This is a genomic window from Paenibacillus allorhizoplanae, assembly GCF_927798215.1.
In the GTDB taxonomy this organism is placed as follows: domain Bacteria; phylum Bacillota; class Bacilli; order Paenibacillales; family NBRC-103111; genus Paenibacillus_E; species Paenibacillus_E allorhizoplanae.
Map to the genome: position 1 here is coordinate 52,939 of NZ_CAKMMW010000005.1, position 20,748 is coordinate 73,686.

Here is a 20,748-nt window from a genome sequence, read left to right on the forward strand (position 1 = left end):
CTTTCTTTTTGGTTGTAAATTTAATATACTACAGTTTAGTATCTGGTAATAAGATGAGATCTCACGAGATAAGGTGGTGCTTACCATCGAACGCCTTCCTAAACGACAAAGGCAGCAGCAACTGTTGCAGGCCATTGAAGCGAACCCATTTATGACGGATGAGGAATTGATGCGAACGTTTGGGGTTAGTATCCAAACTGTCCGCTTGGATCGATTAGAGCTCGGTATTCCTGAATTACGGGAACGTATGAAACATATGGCCGTCAAGACGTATGATCCTGTACGTTCACTTCCAATTGATGAAGTTATTGGAGAAGTCATTGACTTACAGTTGGATCAGAGCGGTATTTCGATTTTTGAAATTAAAGAAGACCATATTTTTTCCAGAACCAAAATTGCCAGAGGACATCACATTTTCTCACAAGCCAACTCATTGGCTGTTGCTGTCATCGACGATCCGATTGCCTTAACAGCTTCGGCTGATATTCGATTTGTTCGGTCAGTAAAGCTGGGAGAGAAGTGTGTCGCCAAAGCCTATGTGCGATCTGTTTCCAAAGGAAAAGCACGTGTGGAGGTGTTCACTTATGTGGGCGAAGAGACGGTGTTTCGAGGCAACTTTGTCATCTTTCATTCGAAGAAAGAGCAACATCTAGATAGGGAGGACAAGCTCCATGCGGATCGCGATTGATGCAATGGGCGGAGATCATGCGCCTAAGATCGTAGTTGAGGGTGCTCTCGCAGCGGCGAAAGAGTGGAAGGATGTACATATCATTCTAGTCGGTAACAGCGCAGCGATAGAAGCTCACCTCACAGAGAGGCCGGATAACCTAACGATTCGTCACGCGGAAGAAGTTATTGAAGCCGAAGATGAGCCGGTTAAAGCCGTTCGTCGGAAGAAAGACGCTTCCATGGTTGTGGCAGGAAGACTAGTTCGAGAGAAAGAAGCAGAAGCTATGATTTCTGCTGGCAATACTGGTGCATTAATGACAACTGGATTGCTTGTTGTAGGAAGAATTCCTGGTATTGAACGACCAGCATTAGCACCAATGATTCCGACGATGGACGGTCATGGCGTGCTTGCCTTGGATTTAGGAGCGAATATGGATGCAACCCCAGAACAATTGATCCAATATGCGATTATGGGCAGCATTTATCGTTCCAAAGTGCATGGTGTTGACAAACCACGCGTAGGATTGTTGAATGTAGGGACGGAATCGACCAAAGGGAATGAATTAACCAAATCAGCATATCCTTTATTGGAACAAGCTCCGATTTATTTTGTAGGTAATGTCGAGTCTTCGCAGGTACTGCGCGCGCAATGTGACGTCATTGTTTGCGATGGATTTGCTGGAAATATTATGTTGAAAACATTGGAGGGCGCTGCGTCCACCATTTTCTCAGCTTTAAAGCAGGAATTTACGAAATCCATCTTCACCAAGCTTGCAGCAGCCGTGTTGAAGCCCGGGTTGACGCAATTCCGTAAGAAATTGGATTATAATGAGCATGGAGCTGCACCTTTTCTAGGTATTGATGGACTAGTCCTCAAAAGTCATGGTTCATCCGATGCAAATGCCATTAAGAATGCCGTACGTCAAGCAAGAATCGCGTTACAAAATGATTTGGTTGGCACCATATCTGCCGAAATTAGCCGCGGGAAGCGAGATATAACAACATGAACTTAATACCAGTTGGGGTACTCGGAACGGGTAAATATGTACCAGAACGTATTTTAACAAATCAAGAGCTAGAGACCATGGTGGAAACGAATGATGAGTGGATTGTATCCAGAACAGGTATCCGTGAAAGAAGAATCGCAGCAGAAGGACAAGCTACGTCTGATCTCTGCTTTGAAGCTTCCCAAGTAGCGCTGTCAAATGCAGGGATCACTGCAGATCAACTCGATTTGATCATTGTAGCAACGATTACACCAGATATGTCTTTCCCTTCAACAGCATGTATTCTTCAAGAGAAACTGGGAGCGAAGAAAGCAGCGGCGTTCGACTTATCTGCAGCTTGTTCAGGTTTCGTCTATGGACTAGCGAATGCTGCTAATTTCATTGCTACAGGTACATATAAATACGCGCTTGTCATTGGCGCAGATTGTTTGTCCAAAATTACCGATTACACGGACCGCAATACCTGCATTTTATTTGGAGATGGAGCGGGCGCAGTTGTCATTGGCGAAGTGCCGGAAGAAAGAGGCTTCAAATCCTTCGAATTAGGCGCTGACGGTACTGGAGGTCCTCTTCTGAAAATTGAGGGCGGCGGTTCCCGTAATCCTGCTTCACAGAACTCTCTTGACCAACGTTTGCATTACATCTATATGGCGGGCGCTGAGGTATTCAAGTTTGCTGTTCGCATTATGGGAAATGCTGCGGATGAAGCTCTTCGCAAAGCGGGCTGGGAAAAAACCGATATTGATCTGCTTGTACCTCACCAAGCCAATATGAGAATTATTCAATCCTCACTGAATCGCTTGGAATTGTCCGAAGACAAATGTATGATTAACTTGGATAAGTACGGTAATATGTCAGCTGCTTCCATTCCAGTTGCATTGGCAGAAGCTTCCGAACAAGGCAGATTAAACGAAGGTGATCGACTTATCTTAGTTGGATTTGGCGGCGGACTCACTTGGGGTGCGACAGCTTTAGTATGGTAAGAAGCTAGATGAACTTATTTTAATGTGAAAAAATGACTGAATATATCGTGGAAGGGGATCCTTTTCTCGTATGGGTAAAATAGCATTTGTATTTCCGGGCCAAGGCTCACAATCCGTTGGTATGGGAGCTGACCTATATGGCGCGTTGCCAGCTGCCAAGGACTATTTCGACCGCGCGAATGAAGCGCTAGATTTTTCTTTGTCTGATCTGATCTTCCAAGGTCCAGAGGACCAGCTGAAGATCACGTACCACACGCAGCCAGCGCTGCTCACGACAAGCATAGCTTGTCTGGAGGCGTTCAAGGCTGCTGGCATCACCCCCGACTATGTCGCAGGACATAGTCTGGGTGAGTACAGTGCGCTCGTCGCAGCCGGCGTGCTCGCGTTCGAAGACGCGGTCCGCACGGTGCGGGCCCGCGGTGAGTTCATGGAGCAGGCCGTCCCAGGCGGCCTGGGCGCCATGGCAGCCGTGCTGGGAGCCGAGCGCGGCGCGCTGACGGAGCTTTGCACGGCAATCACAAGCGGCGGCTCCGTCGTGGAGCTCGCCAATGTGAACTGCCCGGGACAGATTGTCGTCTCGGGCAGTAAGGAAGGCGTTGCAGCGGTTGTTGAGCGCTGCAAGGAAGCTGGCGCGAAGCGTGCCATCCCGCTTGAAGTGAGCGGGCCGTTTCACTCGTCCCTCATGAAGCCAGCCTCGGAGCGCCTCGCAGAGGTGCTCGCGTCCATTGAGATGAAGGATGCAGCCGTGCCCGTTGTGGCCAACGTAACGGCTCGTCCTGTGACCCAGCCGAACGATATTCGCGGCTTGCTGGTGGAGCAGGTGTATTCCCCTGTACTCTGGGAAGACACGATCACGTACTTGATCAGCCAAGGTGTAGATACGTTCATCGAGCTAGGGTCGGGAACGGTGCTTGCTGGCTTAATCAAGAAAGTCGACAAAACGGTGAAAACCGTGTCAATCGGCAGCCTGGAAGCGCTGGACAAGTACAAGCAGGAGGTGCACAATCATGTTAACGGGTAAAGTGGCGCTAGTCACAGGAGCTTCACGTGGCATTGGGCGGGCAATTGCTTTGCATTTGGCCGAGCATGGGGCTGATGTCGTGGTCAACTACGCAGGTAGTGAAGCCGCTGCTGGTGAGGTTGTAGCTGCGATTGAAGCAATGGGCCGCAAAGCAATTAAATTGCGCGCAGACGTGAGCAGCTATCAAGAATCTGACGATCTTGTGAAGCAAACGTTAGAAGTTTTTGGTAAAATTGATATTCTCGTGAATAATGCGGGTATAACAAGAGACAATTTAATCATGCGAATGAAAGAAGAAGAATTCGATCAAGTGATCGCTACTAATCTCAAAGGCGTATTCAACTGTGTCAAAGCTGTTACACGTCCGATGATGAAGCAGCGTTTCGGTCGAATTATCAATATATCTTCTGTAGTTGGTGTGCTCGGTAACCCCGGTCAAGCCAACTATGTAGCAGCAAAAGCAGGTGTAATCGGACTAACGAAAGCTACAGCGAGAGAGCTATCCTCGCGTGGCATTACCGTGAACGCCGTTGCGCCAGGCTTTATTGAAACCGATATGACAGACAAATTGTCTGCTGAGATGCGTGAACACATGCTGAAGCAAATTCCGCTGGAACGCCTAGGGCAACCTGAGGAAATTGCGAAGGTAGTTCGCTTCTTAGCTTCTGACGATGCCTCTTACATGACAGGGCAAACGCTCCATGTAGATGGCGGAATGTACATGTAAGTTTCTGTAAAATGAGAATCTCAAAATTGTCTACTGGCAATCTGTCAAAGATTCTCGTATAATACCAAATGAGGAGGTGAACCGGATGTCCGACGTATTGGATCGTGTTAAACGAATTGTAGTCGATCGTCTAGGGGTTGATGAAGCTGAAGTCACCCTCGAAGCATCTTTCAAAGAAGACCTAGGTGCTGATTCTCTCGATGTAGTTGAATTAGTAATGGAATTAGAAGATGAGTTCGATTTAGAAATTTCAGATGAAGATGCTGAGAAGATTACGACAGTAGGAGAAGTTACGAATTACATAAAATCTCATACGTAATAGTCTACAGAGTCCCGTTTCTAATAAAGACGGGACTTCTCTCCATTCTCACTAATAAAAAATATGAATGACTACATAGAAGGTGGTACAAATGAACAGAGTTGTAATTACAGGTATGGGCGTAGTTACTGCCCTTGGTCAAGATCTAGAAACATTCTGGGGAAACCTTTCCTCAGGTAAATCTGGAGTAGGTTTGATTGAGAATTTTGATGTAAGCGAATACCCAACACAGATAGCCGCTGAGATCAAAGATTTCAATATTGAGAACTATGTGGATCGCAAGGAATCTCGCCGGATGGACCGTTTCGTTCAATTCGCAGTTGCAGGCGCATTAAATGCACTCAAGGATGCGAATTTGAATGTGAAGGAAGATACGGATCCGGAGCGCGTAGGTGTTTCAGTTGGATCAGGCATTGGCGGTTTGAATACATGGGAAGAGCAACATCGTATTTTGTTAGAAAAGGGTCCTAAACGTGTTTCTCCTTTCTTTATCCCGATGATGATTGCAAACATGGCATCTGGTCATGTATCGATGGTCACGGGTGCGAAAGGACCGAATTCCACAGCTGTAACGGCTTGTGCAACCGGCACGCACTCCATTGGTGACTCTTTCAAAATGATACAACGTGGCGATGCAGACGTGATGATTTGTGGTGGTGCTGAAGCGACGATTACTCCGATTGGTGTAGCAGGTTTCTGCGCACTGCGTGCAATGTCAACGCGCAATGAAGAGCCGCATTTGGCAAGTCGTCCTTTCGATACAGGTCGCGATGGCTTTGTTATGGGTGAAGGCGCTGGTGTACTCATTCTGGAGTCACTCGAGCATGCTCAGAAGCGTGGCGCACGCATCTATGCAGAAGTTATCGGCTATGGCATGAGCGGCGATGCTTATCATATGACAGATCCAGATCCAGATGGCGCTGCACGTTGTATGGTGAAAGCAATTAAGGACGCAGGGATTACACCTGATGCGATTTCTTACATCAACGCACACGGTACTTCAACACCTGTAGGAGATAAGTCAGAGACGATTGCCATCAAGAAAGCACTAGGCGAGCATGCCTACAAGGTTGCAGTTAGCTCGACGAAGTCCATGACAGGTCATTTACTTGGCGCTGCTGGTGGTGTGGAAGCTGTTATTTGTGGATTAACAATTGCGAATAGTCTTATTGCTCCAACAATCAACTTAGACAATCAAGATCCAGAATGTGATCTGGATTATGTGCCTAATAAAGCGCGTGAAGCGGACGTAGCTATTGCGATGTCGAACTCCTTCGGTTTCGGTGGTCATAATGCAACGATCATCATGAAAAAATTTCAAGCATAATTACCATGCCTGCGACGAAAGATAACGGAATATCATTCTCTCCGGGTGGTGAAGTACGACGTGAACCGTGAAATTAAAGATTTACAGAAGCAGTTAGGTGTTTCTTTTCGCAAAATGGAGCTGTTGAAGCAAGCTTTCACACACTCTTCCTATGTGAATGAGCACCGGATTGCTGGACATAAAGATAACGAACGGCTTGAGTTTCTTGGAGATGCCGTACTAGAATTAACAGTTTCGGAATTTTTATATGAATCTTATCCTGGGCGTTCAGAAGGTGAATTAACGAAGCTGAGGGCATCCATAGTCTGCGAGCCATCGCTCGTGACATTTGCCGAAGATTTGGATTTTGGATCTTTTGTCTTACTAGGCAAAGGGGAAGAGTTGACGGGAGGACGCTCTCGGCCAGCCTTGTTGGCAGATGTGTTTGAATCCTTTGTTGGCGCTTTATATCTAGACCAAGGATTGGATACGGTTAAGGCGTTTCTACAGAAGCATGTTTTCGCCAAAATCTCAAGTGAGGGCAAGCTGCTTGTGATTGACTACAAGACACAATTGCAAGAGCATACCCAACATCATAATATGGGTTCCTTGGAATACCGGATTGTGAATGAACGTGGGCCTGCACATGAGCGAGAGTTCGTTGCAGAAGTGCACATGGATGGCGAGCTTCTGGGAACCGGTGCAGGTCGTTCTAAGAAAGAGGCGGAACAGCAGGCTGCTGCTGGTGCACTGTCCAAATTAAACGTAACCGTACTACGATAGTGGAATATCCAGAAGAGGCGGCAGCTGCTGCCTTTTTTGTTTTTTTCTCTTATTTTGATAGGCGATATGTTACAATACTTTTTGAGGTGAGACCATGTTTTTGAAACGGATCGAATTATCCGGATTTAAATCATTCGCGGATCGGACGGAACTCGAATTTGTACGAGGCATAACCGCGGTTGTAGGTCCTAACGGGAGTGGGAAGAGTAATATCTCGGACGGGATCCGTTGGGTGTTAGGAGAACAGAGCGCGAAATCTTTGCGTGGCGGTAAAATGGAAGATGTCATTTTCGCTGGCAGTGATGCACGTCGTGCAGTGAATTATGGGGAAGTCTCGCTCACACTGGATAATTCTTCGCAATCGCTTCCGCTCGACTTTAACGAAGTGACAGTGACGCGTAGAGTACATCGCAATGGTGATAGTGAATATTTGATCAATAAACAACCTTGTCGCTTGAAGGATATCACGGAGTTGTTCATGGACACCGGTATCGGGAAAGAAGCGTATTCCATTATTGGACAAGGGCGAATTGAAGAAATTTTGAGTACGAAATCCGAAGATCGTCGAGGCATCTTTGAAGAAGCTTCGGGGATTGTTAAATATAAATCACGTAAGCGCGAAGCGGAGAAGAAATTAAACGATACCGAGCAGAATTTGCTGCGGATTCATGATTTAGTTTCAGAGCTCGAGGATCAAGTTGAGCCACTTCGTGATCAGGCTGAGAAAGCGATTCGTTTTAAAGAATTGAAGGAAACGCTCAAGAGCAGTGAGATCTCGATGTATGTCCATCAGATCGATCAGATCTATGTGGCTTGGAATGATGCTACGCAGCTGCTGGAGAAGTTAACGAAAGAGCAAACAGAGCTGTCTACAATTGTGAACCAACATGATGCGCATTTGGAAAAGCATCGTTGGGAAACGCGCAGACTGGAAGAGGAATTAGAAACACTGCAAGAGAGTCTGTTAGGTTTAAGTGAAGAATTCGAGAAGTGTGAGGGTCATGGTGAGGTTCTCAAAGAACGGAAGAAGAACTATGTGACGAATCATCAGCAACTAAGCACCACAATCGCTATGCAAGAGCAACGTAAATTAGATAAAGAAGCAGATTTGAGCGAACAACGTGATAAAATCATCCAAATCGGTGCGCAACTTTTCGAATTCCAAGCCAAACTAACCGCGGAGGAACAGCGCTTACAAGGGGTAAGCGGAGGCATCAGTTCATCGCCTGAAGATCAGTTGAAGGGTGAATTGTTGGAAACGCTCAACCGTATGGCACAGTCTCGCAATGAAATTCGCTACGCCGAGCAGCAAATCGAAAGCATCGGACGCCGTTTGGATAGACTTGATGAGGAACGTCAGAAGTGGGCGGACCAGCGTGAGAGTATATCGCGTCGCAAGCAGGAGCTTTCAGCTAAACTGCAAGAAACAGTAGGGGACATAGAAAAAGCTAGGCAAGATTATGTCCAATTTACCCAAGCCTTGAAGAGTAAGCAAGGGTTGCTCGACGAAGCCCAGACAATGGTGCGGAAATGGGAGCAAAAGATGGATAGCTTAATTTCCCGCCGCGACACCATGAAAGAAATGGCCAATGATTACGATGGGTTCCAACAAGGTGTTAAGGAAGTACTTAAGGCGAAAACGCGTAAAGATCTGCGCGGCATTCGCGGTGCGGTGGCTGAGCTTGTCAAAGTGCCTGCTAATGTGGAAATTGCGATTGAAACAGCACTAGGTGGTGCCCTTCAAAATATTATCGTAGAGACAGAAGCAGATGGTCGCGAGGCTATTGCCTTCTTGAAGCGTCGTCAAATGGGACGAGCTACATTTTTGCCGATGAATGTCATTCGTGGACGCTCGATATCCGATCATGAGAGTCAGACGTTGAAAGCCTCAAAGGGCTTTGTTGGGATAGCGGTTGACCTCGTTTCTTTCGATTCGACGTATACGAATATATTCTCTAGTTTATTAGGGAATGTCGTCGTAGCTGAGAGTCTAGAAGATGCCAACCATATCGCTGCCAAAGCGCAATATCGTTACCGTGTCGTGACGCTCGAAGGAGATGTTGTTAATCCAGGTGGTTCCATGACGGGCGGAAGCTTGCAAAAGAAATCGACGAATTTGTTGGGGCGTCAACGTCAAATCGAAGAACTGGATGCAGAGATCGCAACATCGGAGGGGCAGCTTAGTGGGCTGCGAAGTCAATCCAGCTCATTAAAGCGAGAAATTACCGATGAAATGCTGAAGGTTGAACAGCTTCGACAATTGGGTGAACAGCAGCGCATTACGGAGCAGCAAATTCGCGCGGAATTGAATCCGCTGGAATCTGAAAGCCGCACAGTCGAGGAGCAGCTGACGCTGGATAGCCAAGACAGAAACGCGCTAATGGGTGAACGAACTGATTTCGGCCGTAAAAAAGTCGAAAGCGAAGCGACCCTCGCACAGCTGCAAGAAGAGGAAGCTTCTCTTCAACAAGCGATTCGTGATGCCGAGAGCTCACGTAAAGCAAGCGAATCAGAAAAAGAAGAGCTGCAAAGCCAATTAACGGATTTGAAAGTGAAAGTGGCATCAACTTCACAAGAGAAGCAATCCCTTCAAGATCAACAAAGGCGCTTACAACAGGATCTAAGTGATGTGGAGCGTGAGATTGAAGTCAATCGCGGTCTGTTAACTCAGTTAGAAAGCGATATGGCAACACTTGAACAAGAAACCGTTCTACAAATTGAGCTCTTAAATGATTTGAAGCTTAAGAAGCAGCAATGTTCTGAAAGTATCGAGTTCAAGCGTGCAGAGCGTATGGATTGGTTACAGAAGCTTGAGCATGGGGAAAATGAGACGCGTACACAGCGTGTCCAGTTGAAGCAAGTGGAAGAAAATCTCCATCAAACCGAAGTTCGCGTAACGCGTCTTGATGTGGAGCTTGAGAACTTGCTCAAAAAGCTTGCTGAAGAATACGAACTTAGCTACGAGCTGGCGAAAATGCGTTACCCCGTACCTGAGGATATTCAGGGGACACAGAGTAAAGTGCGCGAGTTGAAACGCGAAATAGCTTCACTAGGTGATGTGAACCTCGGTGCGATAGAAGAATATGCACGTGTATCTGAACGCTTCGAGTTCTTGAGTTCTCAGAAGGATGACTTGATCGAAGCGAAAACAACCTTGTACCAAGTCATTCGTGAAATGGATCTAGAGATGTCTAAACGCTTTAAAACGACGTTCGATGCGATTCGCTCCCATTTTGGAGTCGTATTTGCAAAACTATTCGGCGGTGGTCGCGCAGATTTGATTCTGTCGGAGCCTGAGAACATGCTTGACACGGGCATTGAGATTGTGGCTCAGCCACCAGGCAAAAAGCTGCAAAACCTGCAATTGCTATCCGGTGGCGAGCGTGCATTGACTGCGATTGCGCTCTTGTTCTCCATTATTCGTGTAAAACCAGTGCCATTCTGCGTACTGGATGAGGTAGAAGCCGCGTTAGACGAGGCGAACGTATCTCGTTTTGCCGAGTATTTACGAGAGTTTTCGGAAATGACGCAATTTATCGTTGTTACACACCGTAAAGGAACGATGGAAGAAGCAGATGTGTTATATGGCGTCACCATGCAAGAAGGCGGCGTCTCTAAGCTTGTATCGGTTCGACTAGAAGACGAGGAAGCTACGATGACGGCATCATAAGAATAGAAATAGGGGATATATTTAGGAGGAACTATGAGTTTTTTTAAACGATTGAAAGAAAGTATTTCGGGTAAGGCTGAGGCGGTAACCAATAAATTTAAGGAAGGTTTAACGAAAACGCGTGATGCGTTCGTGAACCGTGTCGATGATTTATTTAGCCGACGTAAGAAGATTGATGAAGATTTCTATGAAGAACTGGAAGAAATTCTAATTGGCGCAGACGTTGGCGTGAATACGGTTCTGAAGTTGATTGATGAGCTTCGTGCTGAGGTGAAAAAACGTAAAATTGAAGATCCAGCGGAACTTCAACCGATCCTTTCGGAAAAACTGATTGAGTTGCTAAAAGGGGATGCGGATGCTGGACTGAACATTAATCCCAATGGCTTAACAGTAATCTTGTTCGTTGGCGTTAATGGTGTAGGTAAGACGACGACGATTGGCAAAATGGCTCACATGTTCAAATCCCAAGGGAAGAAAGTGTTGATGGCCGCCGGTGATACGTTCCGTGCTGGTGCCATTGAGCAGCTTGAAACTTGGGGAGAGCGCGTAGGTGTTGATGTGATTAAGCAACAATCTGGTGCAGATCCTGCAGCGGTTATGTACGATGCTGTACAAGCAGCCAAAACACGCGGTGTAGACATTCTTTTATGCGATACGGCGGGACGTTTGCAGAACAAAGTGAATTTGATGGAGGAGCTTAACAAGATTTATCGTGTAATCCAGCGTGAAGTGCCGGATGCCCCCCACGAAGTTATTCTTGTTCTGGACGCTACGACTGGTCAAAATGCACTTAGCCAAGCTAAGCTGTTCGGTGATAAAACAGGTCTGACGGGCTTGGTTTTGTCCAAATTAGATGGAACGGCGAAGGGTGGAATCGTCGTGGCGATCCGTCAAGAACTCTCTCTGCCGGTTAAATTTGTGGGGCTTGGTGAGAAAATGGATGACCTCCAAGCGTTCGATTCCGAGCAGTTTGTGCATGCGCTTTTTGGTAAATGGATAGGTGAAAATACTGACAAGGTATAATGCTTGACAATCATCTTGGAATTCAGTATGATAGGTTCTGTTGTGCTGGTGTCAAGTGTGCAACCTTTACGGAGGTAGATTATGACTGTCGATCCTATGTTAGAGAAAACGAATCGCATTAACCTGCTGTTTGATTTCTATGAAGCATTGTTGACCGATAAACAGCGAACGTTTCTTGAACTGTACTTCCATGATGATTACTCCCTCGGGGAGATTGCTGAGAACTTTACGATCAGCCGCCAAGCGGTCTATGAGCATATCAAACGTGCGGAATTGACACTCCAGGAATATGAGAGTAAGTTAAAGCTGTTACATAAACACGAACAACGCATGAAGCTGCGTCAAGATTTAGATGTTGGATTGAGTAATTGTGATCCGGAGCTAAAGAGGAAAGTGACAGAGCTTTTTGATACAATAGTAGGGATGGATTGAAACCTTAGTTAGAAGCAGGAGGTGAAGCGCATGGCATTTGAAGGATTAGCAAACCGATTGCAGAATGTGTTCGGCAAGCTGAGAAGCAAAGGTAAGCTGACGGAAGAAGATGTAGGCGAAGCGCTTCGCGAGGTACGATTGGCACTGCTTGAAGCGGACGTTAATTTTAAAGTTGTGAAAGACTTTATTGCGAAGGTGAAAGAGCAAGCGATCGGACAAGAAGTTCTGAAATCTTTCACGCCGGGCATGGTGGTTATCGATATCGTGAACAAAGAGCTTACAGCCCTTATGGGTGGTACACAAAGTAAGCTAGCGCGTTCGAATCGACCGCCGACGGTTATTATGATGGCTGGTTTGCAAGGGGCTGGTAAAACAACGACCTCAGGTAAATTGGCTAAAATGTTGATGAAACAGAATCACAGACCGCTTCTTGTTGCGTGTGACATTTATCGTCCCGCGGCGATTAAGCAGTTGGAAGTACTGGGTGAACAACTGAAGGTTCCGGTTTTCTCACTAGGTGATAAAGTAAACCCTGTCGAGATTGCCAAAGCGGGTCTTCAACATGCGAAGGATAACGGTAATGACTACGTAATTATCGATACAGCTGGTCGCTTGCACATTGATGAAAACCTCATGGACGAGCTCAAGAATGTACGTGAAGCTACGAGCCCAGATGAGATTTTGTTAGTTGTCGATGCGATGACAGGGCAAGATGCAGTTAATGTTGCAGAAAGCTTCCATCAACAGCTTGAATTATCCGGTGTTGTGTTAACCAAACTAGATGGAGATACGCGCGGTGGTGCTGCGTTATCCGTCAAGGCAGTAACTGGTTGTCCGATCAAGTTCGTTGCTAGCGGCGAGAAAATGGATGCATTAGAGCCATTTTATCCTGACCGTATGGCATCAAGAATTCTCGGAATGGGCGATATGCTCTCCTTAATTGAGAAGGCGCAAGCTGGTATCGATATGGATAAGGCGAAAGAGATGGAGCGCAAAATGCGCAACGCCGAATTCACCTTTGAGGACTTCATTGAGCAGATGGAGCAAGTGAAGAAGATGGGGCCACTTGACCAAATTCTTGATATGCTGCCTGGTGCGAACAAGATTAAAGGCATGAAAGATATGAAGGTTGACGAGAAACAAATGGCTCGTGTTGAAGCTATTGTAAAGTCAATGACAACCGAAGAGAAGCGTAAGCCTGAGCTGTTGAATGCAAATCGTCGCAAGCGGATTGCAGCAGGGAGCGGGAATACGGTGCAGGAAGTCAATCGTTTCATCAAGCAATTCGATGATATGCGTAAGATGATGAAGCAATTCTCGGGAATGATGGGGCCGAAAGGTGCCAAAGGCATGAAGAAGTTAGGCAAGGGATTTAAATTCCCCTTTTAAATAATGGTGTTTATTCTAAGTAGGAGGTGATTTTTCAATGGCAGTACGTATTCGTCTTAAACGTGTAGGCGCTCATAAAGCTCCTTTCTACCGTGTCGTGGTTTCGGATTCCCGTTCCCCGCGTGATGGTCGTTTTATCGAAGAAATCGGTACTTATAATCCAATTGCTGAACCAGCAGCTGTGGTTCTTGATGAGGAAAAAGCGCTTAAATGGCTTCAAACTGGCGCTCAACCGTCCGATACAGTTCGCAGCCTGTTCTCAAAAGCAGGTTTGATGACTAAGTTTCACGAGCTGAAATTACAGAAGTAATCTGTTATCTTTCGGAGGGTGGGTTCATGAAGGATCTTATCACCGTTATTGCTAAGGCTCTTGTCGATCATCCGGAAGAAGTACGTGTCGCTGTGGTGGAGAAAGAGGACAAGATCGAGTACAGGCTTTCTGTTCATCCCGACGATGTCGGTAAAGTGATTGGCAAGCAAGGCAAGATTGCGAAATCGCTCCGTACAGTTGTCACGTCGGCAGCTGTGAAAGAAACGAAGCGGGTAGCCGTAGAAATCGTTTCATAAGAAATGAGGTTAGGATTTAATTCCTAGCCTTTTTTCGCATATGAAAAGAAGGTAATTTAATGTGGAGGTTGGGCAAGCACATATGACGGAAAAATTAGTGACGGTTGGTAAAGTCGTAAATAGCCATGGGATACGTGGAGAGCTAAAAATCGTACCTGAAACAGATTTTCCAGAACGGTTCGATGTGGGAAATTCATTAATCATTGTAGACTCTCAAAATAAGCAAACGCCGGTGACGGTGAAAACGTCCCGCTTACATAAAAACGTATTTATTGTCCTGTTCAGTCAATTCTCGAATATTAATGATGTTGAGAAATTTAAAGGCTCCTTGCTTAAGATTGAGGCTAAGGATCAAAAGCCGCTGGAAGAGGGAGAGTATTATTATCACGAAATCATCGGCTGTAAAGTCGTTACAGAAGATGAGCAAGAGCTGGGACTGATCTCTGAAATACTAACACCAGGAGCAAATGATGTCTGGGTGGTTTCTTTACCTAAGGGTAAGCAGCTATTACTTCCCGTGATAGATGATGTCATTCTAAAAGTTGATATTCCGAACAAAACAATTCGGATCCATCTGATGGAAGGGTTATTGGAATGAGAGTTGATGTCTTAACTTTATTCCCAGAAATGTTTGAAGGCGTGTTCGCTTCCAGTATTTTAGGGAAAGCGCGTGATAAAGGAATCGTTTCGCTCAGCACGGTTAATTTTCGGGATTATTCAACGAACAAGCATAATACAGTTGACGATTACCCTTATGGCGGTGGTGGGGGCATGGTGCTGAAGCCAGAACCAATTTTTGGTGCTGTCGAAGATTTGCCAACGCATCAAACAGCTGAAGGAGTAGCTATAAAGCCGCGGGTCATCCTGTTATGTCCGCAAGGGGAGACTTTCACCCAGAAGAAAGCGGAAGAGCTAGCTGGTGAAGAACATCTTGTGTTTATTTGTGGTCACTATGAGGGCTATGATGAGCGGATTAGGCAGTACCTAGTGACGGACGAGCTGTCTGTTGGTGATTATGTACTAACCGGTGGTGAAATACCCGCTATGGTCATTATAGACAGCGTAGTGAGGCTTCTACCTGGGGTACTAGGGAATGAGATGTCTGCTGTGACGGATTCTTTCTCAACGGGACTTCTGGAGTATCCTCATTATACACGCCCTGCCAAATTCAGAGATTGGGAAGTTCCCGAAATGCTTTTATCTGGACACCATGCCAATGTGAAAAAATGGCGAAACAAAGAGTCACTCATCCGCACCTTAGAGCGCCGGCCTGATTTGCTTGAGGGCAGAGTGTTGTCCAAAGAGGAGAAACTATGGTTGGCGGAGTGGAAAAAGCAAAAGCAAGAACAAAATATATAGTCCTCGGAATCTTCTCTATTGAATTAATCTTGGGACTATGATATTATATATTCTGTTGTGATTTTTTCAACAGTTCGAGTCTGGTGGTCCTCTACGCATAACAACTTAGATATTACTAACTATTAGCGGAATGAACACCTGTGTGGAAGGAGGGAGTCAACTATGAATCTTATTCAAGAGATTACGAAAGAGCAACTCCGTACGGATATTCCTAATTTCCGTCCAGGAGACACACTTAAAGTACACGTAAAAGTTATCGAGGGTACACGTGAGCGTATTCAGCTGTTCGAAGGTGTTGTTATTAAACGCCACGGCGGTGGAATCAGCGAAACGTTTACAGTTCGTAAAATTTCTTACGGTGTGGGTGTGGAAAGAACTTTCCCATTCCATTCTCCGAAGATTGACAAGATTGAAGTGGCTCGCCGTGGTAAAGTTCGTCGTGCGAAACTTTATTATCTGCGTGGTCTTCGTGGTAAAGCAGCAAGAATTAAAGAAATTCGATAGTAAAATGGGGGGCTTGTTCAGTCAAGTCTCCTTTTCATTTTTTCTGTACATAATAGGATATAATAGAGATCATACCAAAACTGGAAGAGAGGCCGTCAGTGATGGAACATAACGATCAAATGCAACCCAATCAGCCGATCAGTGCTACTCCAGCAAAGACCGTGCAAACAAAAAGTGAAACGTGGGAATGGATTAAAGCGTTAGTAATCGCAGGTGTGCTTGTTATTATTATTCGTTGGTTCCTCTTCTCCCCATTTATTGTTGATGGAGATTCCATGCATCCGAATTTCTTCACGGGAGAGCGATTGATCGTCAATAAAATTGTGTACGATATTCGTGATCCAAAGCGAGGCGAAGTCATCGTTTTCCACGCACCTGAAGGCAAAGATTATATTAAGCGTGTCATCGCCCTACCTGGAGAAACTGTGAAGGTAGTTGGGGACAAGGTGTACATTAACGGTGAAGAACTGGCCCAACCTTTTATTCAATCTGCCATTGATCAAGCGGTTAAAGAAGGCCATCCTTACAATACATTACTGGATTTCCCGGAAACGAAAGTGCCGGAAGGCGAGATTTTTGCCATGGGGGATAATCGGCCGAATTCCAAAGATAGTCGTACGAAAAGTGTTGGCTTTGTGCCTTACAATAAAATCGTAGGCCGTGCAGAAGTGATTTTCTGGCCGGTGAAGAAAATTAGTTTCATACATTTTTGAGGTGAAGAGAAATGACCATTCAATGGTTTCCCGGTCACATGACCAAGGCTCGCAGACAGATCGAGGAAAAGCTTAAACTAATTGACGTCGTGATTGAGCTCTTGGATGCCCGAATCCCGCTTTCCAGCCGGAACCCGATGGTTGATGAGATTTTGAAAGGCAAGCCACGTCTCGTATTGCTCAATAAGAACGATCTGGCTGACCCACAAGTGACGGCAGAATGGGTGAAATATTTTGCTGATCAAGGCTTACCCGCCTTGCCAATTGACGCTGCGAACGGAACGCATGTCAAGGAGATTTTGCCTCGCGTCAAACAGCTATGGGCTCATAAAATTGAGACGATGCTGCGTAAAGGGATTAATCCCCGTGCGATTAGAGCGCTCATTGTTGGGATTCCGAATGTCGGTAAGTCCACACTGATTAATCAGTTAGCAGGAAAGAAAATTGCTGCTACCGGCGATAAGCCAGGTGTGACCAAAGGTCAGCAATGGATCAAGGTAGGCACCGAGATGGATCTATTGGATACACCGGGGATTTTGTGGCCTAAATTTGAAGACCAGATGGTTGGCATGCGTTTGGCTGCAACTGGGGCCATCAAGGAAGAGCTTCTGCATTTAGATGACGTAGCTTTGTTTACCATTAAATATATGGTTCAGCATTATGGCGCTGGTATCCAGGAACGCTTTGGTGTTCAGGAACTACCGGAAGATATGGATAACATTCAAGAAATGGTGAAGGTCATGGAAGCGATTGGGCGTAAGCGCGGCGCTATTGTGAGCGGGGGGAAAGTCGATTTGGACAAAGCTTCCCTCATTATTATTCGTGATCTGAGGGCTGGGAAAATGGGCCGTATTTCATTGGAACGACCATTTTAATAATGATGAATCAGGAAGAACCTGGGGCTGAGCCTTGGGTTTTTCTTTTTTTTGTGGATACAAAGTTGAAAAAAATGGGTGTGGCTTGACGAAGTGACGATCCTATATAATGAAGGCATAGGAAAGGGGCATAATACGTGCTAGAACATGAAAAAGACATATGGCAACAAGGTTTCACGGCGATAGCAGGTATTGATGAGGTTGGTCGCGGGTGCTTATTTGGGGATGTTGTGGCTGCTGCGGTTATTCTTCCGATGGGACATGTGCTTGAAGGTGTAAATGATTCCAAGAAGCTGTCAGAAAAGAAGCGCGAACTGCTTTTTGATCAGATAATGAATGAGGCTATATCGGTTGGTATTGGCATTGTCAGCGTGGATGACATAGAAGTATTGAATATCAAACAAGCATCAAGACTAGCGATGAAGCAAGCGGTAGAGAAACTGGATCAATTACCGGATTATTTACTCGTTGATGCCGAAAATGTGGACATAGAGCTACCTCAATCGGCCATCATTCATGGCGATGCGTTAAGTCAATCTATTGCTGCTGCTTCTATCATCGCCAAAGTGACGAGAGATCGTATGTGTGCAGAATGGGAGGAGCAATATCCAGAATACGGAATAGCCGTACATAAAGGTTATGCGACAAAACACCATCGAGAGATGCTCTTGAGATACGGGCCTACGCCGCTACATAGGAAATTATTTATTCGTAAAATTATGGCTCAGCTTGAAGCGCTTGAAAATGAACCGCAAACGGAACAGCTCTTATTCGATTTCATTTAAATATTAAGATGTAACGAAAACGGCAACTGACGCCGATAATATACATACGTGTAATCAGATTTGAGGTGAGCTGTATGAATATAAGTGGATTAATTCGTAACTTAATCGGGGATTTAACGGCAGCTGATCCGAAGACGCTCGAATTAAAGGTAGGACAAATTGTCAAAGGTGTAGTGCTTCAGCTCCTAAGTGATCAAGAAGCACTAGTGAATATAGGTGGCACGCAAGTTCGTGCAAAGCTAGAAACCCCTCTTAAGCAGGGGGATGTTACCATGCTGCAAGTGCAGCCAGAATCTAAGGGCGGTCAGATTATTTTAAAGCCGCTTGTTGCTTCCGATGTGCAGATCGCGGATGACTCGCTCGGGGAACTTTTGAAGGCTTTTGAGATAAAAGATACGGCAAGCAATCGTCAAATGGTTCAGCAGATACAGCAAGAAGGCATTCCCGTGTCCAAGGAAAATGTTAAGGCATTTGAGTCTGTGTTGCGTGAGATGCCGCAGGGGGTGGGTAAGGAAGAGTGGCTGCAAGCGGCTGTATTAGCCTCGAAAAGGGGGCTGCCGCTTACACCTGCGACAGTAGATGCCATAAGGCAAGTGACGACCGGCCCTCCGGCGGGCCAGGTGTTAGAGAAGCTCGAGCAGCAGGCGAACGCGCTGCTTGAGCAAGACCCGACACACCCTGCGGCGGAAACCGCCAAGCAGGTTGTGTCGCTGCTCAAGGAGCTGCGCGCTACCGCCGCAGCTGTGCGTCCTGCGGAGCCGGCTGCGCCAGCCTCCGCCGCGGAAGTGCCTGCGGCTGTGCCGCCGCAGGCGGGCAGTGCACCACCAGCTGCTACGCAGGCTGGTGGCACTACCGCGGCTGCGCCGCGTGGCAGCGAGCCTACAGCCGCTGCTGGTGCAGCCCCGCCCGCCGCATCAGCAGCGGGCGAAGAAGCCCCTCCAGCGCCGCAAGCTGCTGGCGCGGCGACATTGGCCGCCTCGGCGAAGCCGGCGGCCGACGTGCACGTGGCTCAGGCGCGCAGCGCTGAGCCTGTACGGCAAGGCGAACCGCTGCAAGCGGGTTCGCCAGCGCCAGTCCAAGCCCCGCCTGCGAAGCAGGAGGGCGGGCTTGCCCCTAGAGAGGCGCAAGTTAGTGCGCCTCAAGAGACGCCCAAGGCTGATCAAGAGACCAACTGGATCAGCAAGATGCTCAAAGCCGTTGGCGTTGAGCATGAATCACATGTTGCCGCCAAGCTTGACGAGCGCGGCAATCCTGTCCCAGTGCGCCAACAAGCGACGGATGACTCCTTTTCGCTAATTAGCACCCACTCTTCTAACGATCAACAAGGTGATAGCGCGAAGCCAGCCACCGAAACGTTGAAAAGCCTTTTACTTCAACTCACAGCATCAGACGATACACCAGCGCCGCTGAAAGAAGCGGCACAACAAGCGGTTAGTCAAATAACGGGGCAGCAACTTATGCTGACGAATGACAAGAATGCCATGTTTACGCAAATGACAATGTTCGTGCCCTTCCTGGACAACACGGGTCAACAAACAGCAGCTATTCATATTCAATCCCGCAAAGGAAGTCGTGGCGAGGTAGATGCGAGTAACTGTCGTCTTTTGTTTGATCTTCAGATGAAGGTAATGGGTAACACATTACTCGATGTTCAAGTAGTGAACAAAATTGTTTCTTTAACTATTCACAATGATCATCCGGCTCTAGCTGGTTTGATGGAGTCATCCAAAGATGAGATTGCTACTGCCATGAATCGTGTGGGTTATCAGTTTATTTCGTTAAAATGTTCGCCATACCCTAAGCCTCCTGACATTCAAGAAGGTAAGGAAGAGGGAACTAAAATAGGATCTTTGGATGGTCGCGTGGATTTAAGTGAGCTTTACCGCCCGAGAACGTATAAAGGGGTTGATGTTCGCGCATGAGTCCCCCCAATAAAACGCCCGAGGAATCACAGCTTACCCCGATCAAGAAGGCAGTAGCGCTGCGCTATTCACCAGAGGCACAGAAAGCCCCAACCCTCATTGCCAAAGGGAAAGGGCATATGGCTGAAGCTATTTTGCAAAAGGCGAAGGAAAGCGGTATTCCGATTCAAGAGGATAAATCGTTAGTTGAAGTGCTATCCAAACTTGATTTGGATCAAGAAATACCTCCAGAGCTTTATCAATTAGTAGCTGAAGTGCTAAGTTTTATTTATCGATCTGATCAGCGTATGAAACCATCGCGAGACCTAGATTGATGAACAAATTTTATAAAGATGATCGCAAAATGTTGGGAAAACAAGGTGAGGAACTGGCGTTCAATTATCTCCTAGAGCAGGAGTATCAGATTGTTGAGAGGAATTGGCGCTGTCGTTCTGGCGAGATCGATATCATTGCAGAGAAGTCGAATAAGCTCATTTTTATTGAGGTGAGAACAAGACGTCCGTCTAATAGATTCGGTACGGCCAAAGAATCGGTGGACTACCGCAAGCAGGCGAAGGTTCGTGAAATTGCACAATTTTATATGCATCGCTTTCATAAATATGAGCAATCGATCCAATTCGATGTTATCGCAGTTGAAATGTCGGAAAGTAACACGGATTCGAAAATCATACATATACAACAAGCCTTTTGACAG

23 protein-coding genes are annotated in these 20,748 nt (G+C 46.5%); all 23 read left to right on the top strand.

The features are described 5' to 3' along the window. Positions 1 to 73 precede the first annotated feature (73 nt). The 23 genes from fapR (at position 74) to L6I86_RS11085 (ending at position 20,745) form a co-directional block, all read left to right on the top strand. The gene (gene fapR, locus L6I86_RS10975) at positions 74 to 688 is read left to right on the top strand and encodes a transcription factor FapR (protein ID WP_164483581.1); all 615 of its coding nucleotides are present in this window, start codon (positions 74 to 76) and stop codon (positions 686 to 688) included. Continuing rightward, entirely contained in the window at positions 672 to 1,676 is a 1,005-nt protein-coding gene (gene plsX, locus L6I86_RS10980; RefSeq protein ID WP_236287075.1) for a phosphate acyltransferase PlsX, read from the top strand. The genes fapR and plsX overlap by 17 nt, the downstream gene beginning before the upstream one ends. Next, positions 1,673 to 2,659 carry a beta-ketoacyl-ACP synthase III gene (locus L6I86_RS10985; protein ID WP_276574840.1) on the top strand — a complete coding sequence of 329 codons (987 nt, stop codon included), beginning with the start codon at positions 1,673 to 1,675 and terminating at the stop codon, positions 2,657 to 2,659. Before plsX ends, L6I86_RS10985 begins: the two co-directional genes overlap by 4 nt. 70 nt (positions 2,660 to 2,729) lie before the next feature. Beyond that, positions 2,730 to 3,680 (top strand): ACP S-malonyltransferase, encoded by a 951-nt coding sequence (gene fabD / locus L6I86_RS10990; protein ID WP_236287077.1) that lies wholly within the window; start codon positions 2,730 to 2,732, stop codon positions 3,678 to 3,680. Further along, a complete protein-coding gene (gene fabG / locus L6I86_RS10995) occupies positions 3,667 to 4,407 on the top strand; it encodes a 3-oxoacyl-[acyl-carrier-protein] reductase (RefSeq protein ID WP_056625525.1) in 741 nt (246 codons plus the stop codon). Before fabD ends, fabG begins: the two co-directional genes overlap by 14 nt. 85 nt (positions 4,408 to 4,492) lie before the next feature. Continuing rightward, on the top strand, positions 4,493 to 4,726 hold the full coding sequence (gene acpP / locus L6I86_RS11000) for an acyl carrier protein (RefSeq protein ID WP_028558238.1): 234 nt from the start codon (positions 4,493 to 4,495) through the stop codon (positions 4,724 to 4,726). 91 nt (positions 4,727 to 4,817) lie between these two features. Further along, positions 4,818 to 6,053: a beta-ketoacyl-ACP synthase II gene (fabF, locus tag L6I86_RS11005; RefSeq protein ID WP_056624832.1), complete on the top strand. Its 1,236-nt coding sequence runs from the start codon at positions 4,818 to 4,820 to the stop codon at positions 6,051 to 6,053. Between the two features lie 60 nt (positions 6,054 to 6,113). Then, a complete protein-coding gene (rnc, locus tag L6I86_RS11010) occupies positions 6,114 to 6,815 on the top strand; it encodes a ribonuclease III (protein ID WP_276574841.1) in 702 nt (233 codons plus the stop codon). A gap of 94 nt (positions 6,816 to 6,909) precedes the next feature. Continuing rightward, the gene (smc, locus tag L6I86_RS11015; RefSeq protein WP_236287079.1) at positions 6,910 to 10,485 is read left to right on the top strand and encodes a chromosome segregation protein SMC; all 3,576 of its coding nucleotides are present in this window, start codon (positions 6,910 to 6,912) and stop codon (positions 10,483 to 10,485) included. Positions 10,486 to 10,518: 33 nt separating this feature from the next. Further along, positions 10,519 to 11,508, top strand: a complete 990-nt coding sequence (ftsY, locus tag L6I86_RS11020) for a signal recognition particle-docking protein FtsY (RefSeq protein WP_057315728.1) — start codon at positions 10,519 to 10,521, stop codon at positions 11,506 to 11,508. 81 nt (positions 11,509 to 11,589) lie between these two features. Further along, positions 11,590 to 11,940, top strand: a complete 351-nt coding sequence (locus tag L6I86_RS11025; protein WP_236287081.1) for a putative DNA-binding protein — start codon at positions 11,590 to 11,592, stop codon at positions 11,938 to 11,940. 30 nt (positions 11,941 to 11,970) lie between these two features. After that, the gene (gene ffh, locus L6I86_RS11030) at positions 11,971 to 13,329 is read left to right on the top strand and encodes a signal recognition particle protein (RefSeq protein ID WP_057315726.1); all 1,359 of its coding nucleotides are present in this window, start codon (positions 11,971 to 11,973) and stop codon (positions 13,327 to 13,329) included. Between the two features lie 37 nt (positions 13,330 to 13,366). After that, positions 13,367 to 13,639 (top strand): 30S ribosomal protein S16, encoded by a 273-nt coding sequence (gene rpsP, locus L6I86_RS11035; RefSeq protein WP_028558245.1) that lies wholly within the window; start codon positions 13,367 to 13,369, stop codon positions 13,637 to 13,639. Positions 13,640 to 13,665: 26 nt separating this feature from the next. Continuing rightward, on the top strand, positions 13,666 to 13,896 hold the full coding sequence (locus tag L6I86_RS11040; RefSeq protein WP_028558246.1) for a KH domain-containing protein: 231 nt from the start codon (positions 13,666 to 13,668) through the stop codon (positions 13,894 to 13,896). An 82-nt stretch (positions 13,897 to 13,978) separates the two neighbouring features. Then, positions 13,979 to 14,494: a ribosome maturation factor RimM gene (gene rimM / locus L6I86_RS11045; protein WP_056625528.1), complete on the top strand. Its 516-nt coding sequence runs from the start codon at positions 13,979 to 13,981 to the stop codon at positions 14,492 to 14,494. Next, positions 14,491 to 15,255, top strand: coding sequence for a tRNA (guanosine(37)-N1)-methyltransferase TrmD (gene trmD, locus L6I86_RS11050; RefSeq protein WP_236287083.1), 765 nt, complete (start codon positions 14,491 to 14,493; stop codon positions 15,253 to 15,255). Before rimM ends, trmD begins: the two co-directional genes overlap by 4 nt. 162 nt (positions 15,256 to 15,417) lie before the next feature. Further along, positions 15,418 to 15,759 (top strand): 50S ribosomal protein L19, encoded by a 342-nt coding sequence (gene rplS, locus L6I86_RS11055; RefSeq protein WP_028558249.1) that lies wholly within the window; start codon positions 15,418 to 15,420, stop codon positions 15,757 to 15,759. Positions 15,760 to 15,860: 101 nt separating this feature from the next. Further along, positions 15,861 to 16,472, top strand: coding sequence for a signal peptidase I (gene lepB / locus L6I86_RS11060; protein ID WP_420851873.1), 612 nt, complete (start codon positions 15,861 to 15,863; stop codon positions 16,470 to 16,472). Positions 16,473 to 16,483: 11 nt separating this feature from the next. Beyond that, complete coding sequence (gene ylqF / locus L6I86_RS11065; protein WP_056624869.1) at positions 16,484 to 17,347, top strand: ribosome biogenesis GTPase YlqF; 864 nt, start codon at positions 16,484 to 16,486, stop codon at positions 17,345 to 17,347. 137 nt (positions 17,348 to 17,484) lie between these two features. Beyond that, positions 17,485 to 18,132, top strand: coding sequence for a ribonuclease HII (locus tag L6I86_RS11070; RefSeq protein ID WP_236287085.1), 648 nt, complete (start codon positions 17,485 to 17,487; stop codon positions 18,130 to 18,132). Positions 18,133 to 18,206: 74 nt separating this feature from the next. Beyond that, positions 18,207 to 20,054, top strand: coding sequence for a hypothetical protein (locus tag L6I86_RS11075; protein ID WP_236287088.1), 1,848 nt, complete (start codon positions 18,207 to 18,209; stop codon positions 20,052 to 20,054). Beyond that, a complete protein-coding gene (locus tag L6I86_RS11080) occupies positions 20,051 to 20,368 on the top strand; it encodes an EscU/YscU/HrcU family type III secretion system export apparatus switch protein (RefSeq protein ID WP_236287090.1) in 318 nt (105 codons plus the stop codon). Before L6I86_RS11075 ends, L6I86_RS11080 begins: the two co-directional genes overlap by 4 nt. Continuing rightward, complete coding sequence (locus L6I86_RS11085; RefSeq protein ID WP_236287092.1) at positions 20,368 to 20,745, top strand: YraN family protein; 378 nt, start codon at positions 20,368 to 20,370, stop codon at positions 20,743 to 20,745. The genes L6I86_RS11080 and L6I86_RS11085 overlap by 1 nt, the downstream gene beginning before the upstream one ends. Positions 20,746 to 20,748: the final 3 nt, after the last annotated feature.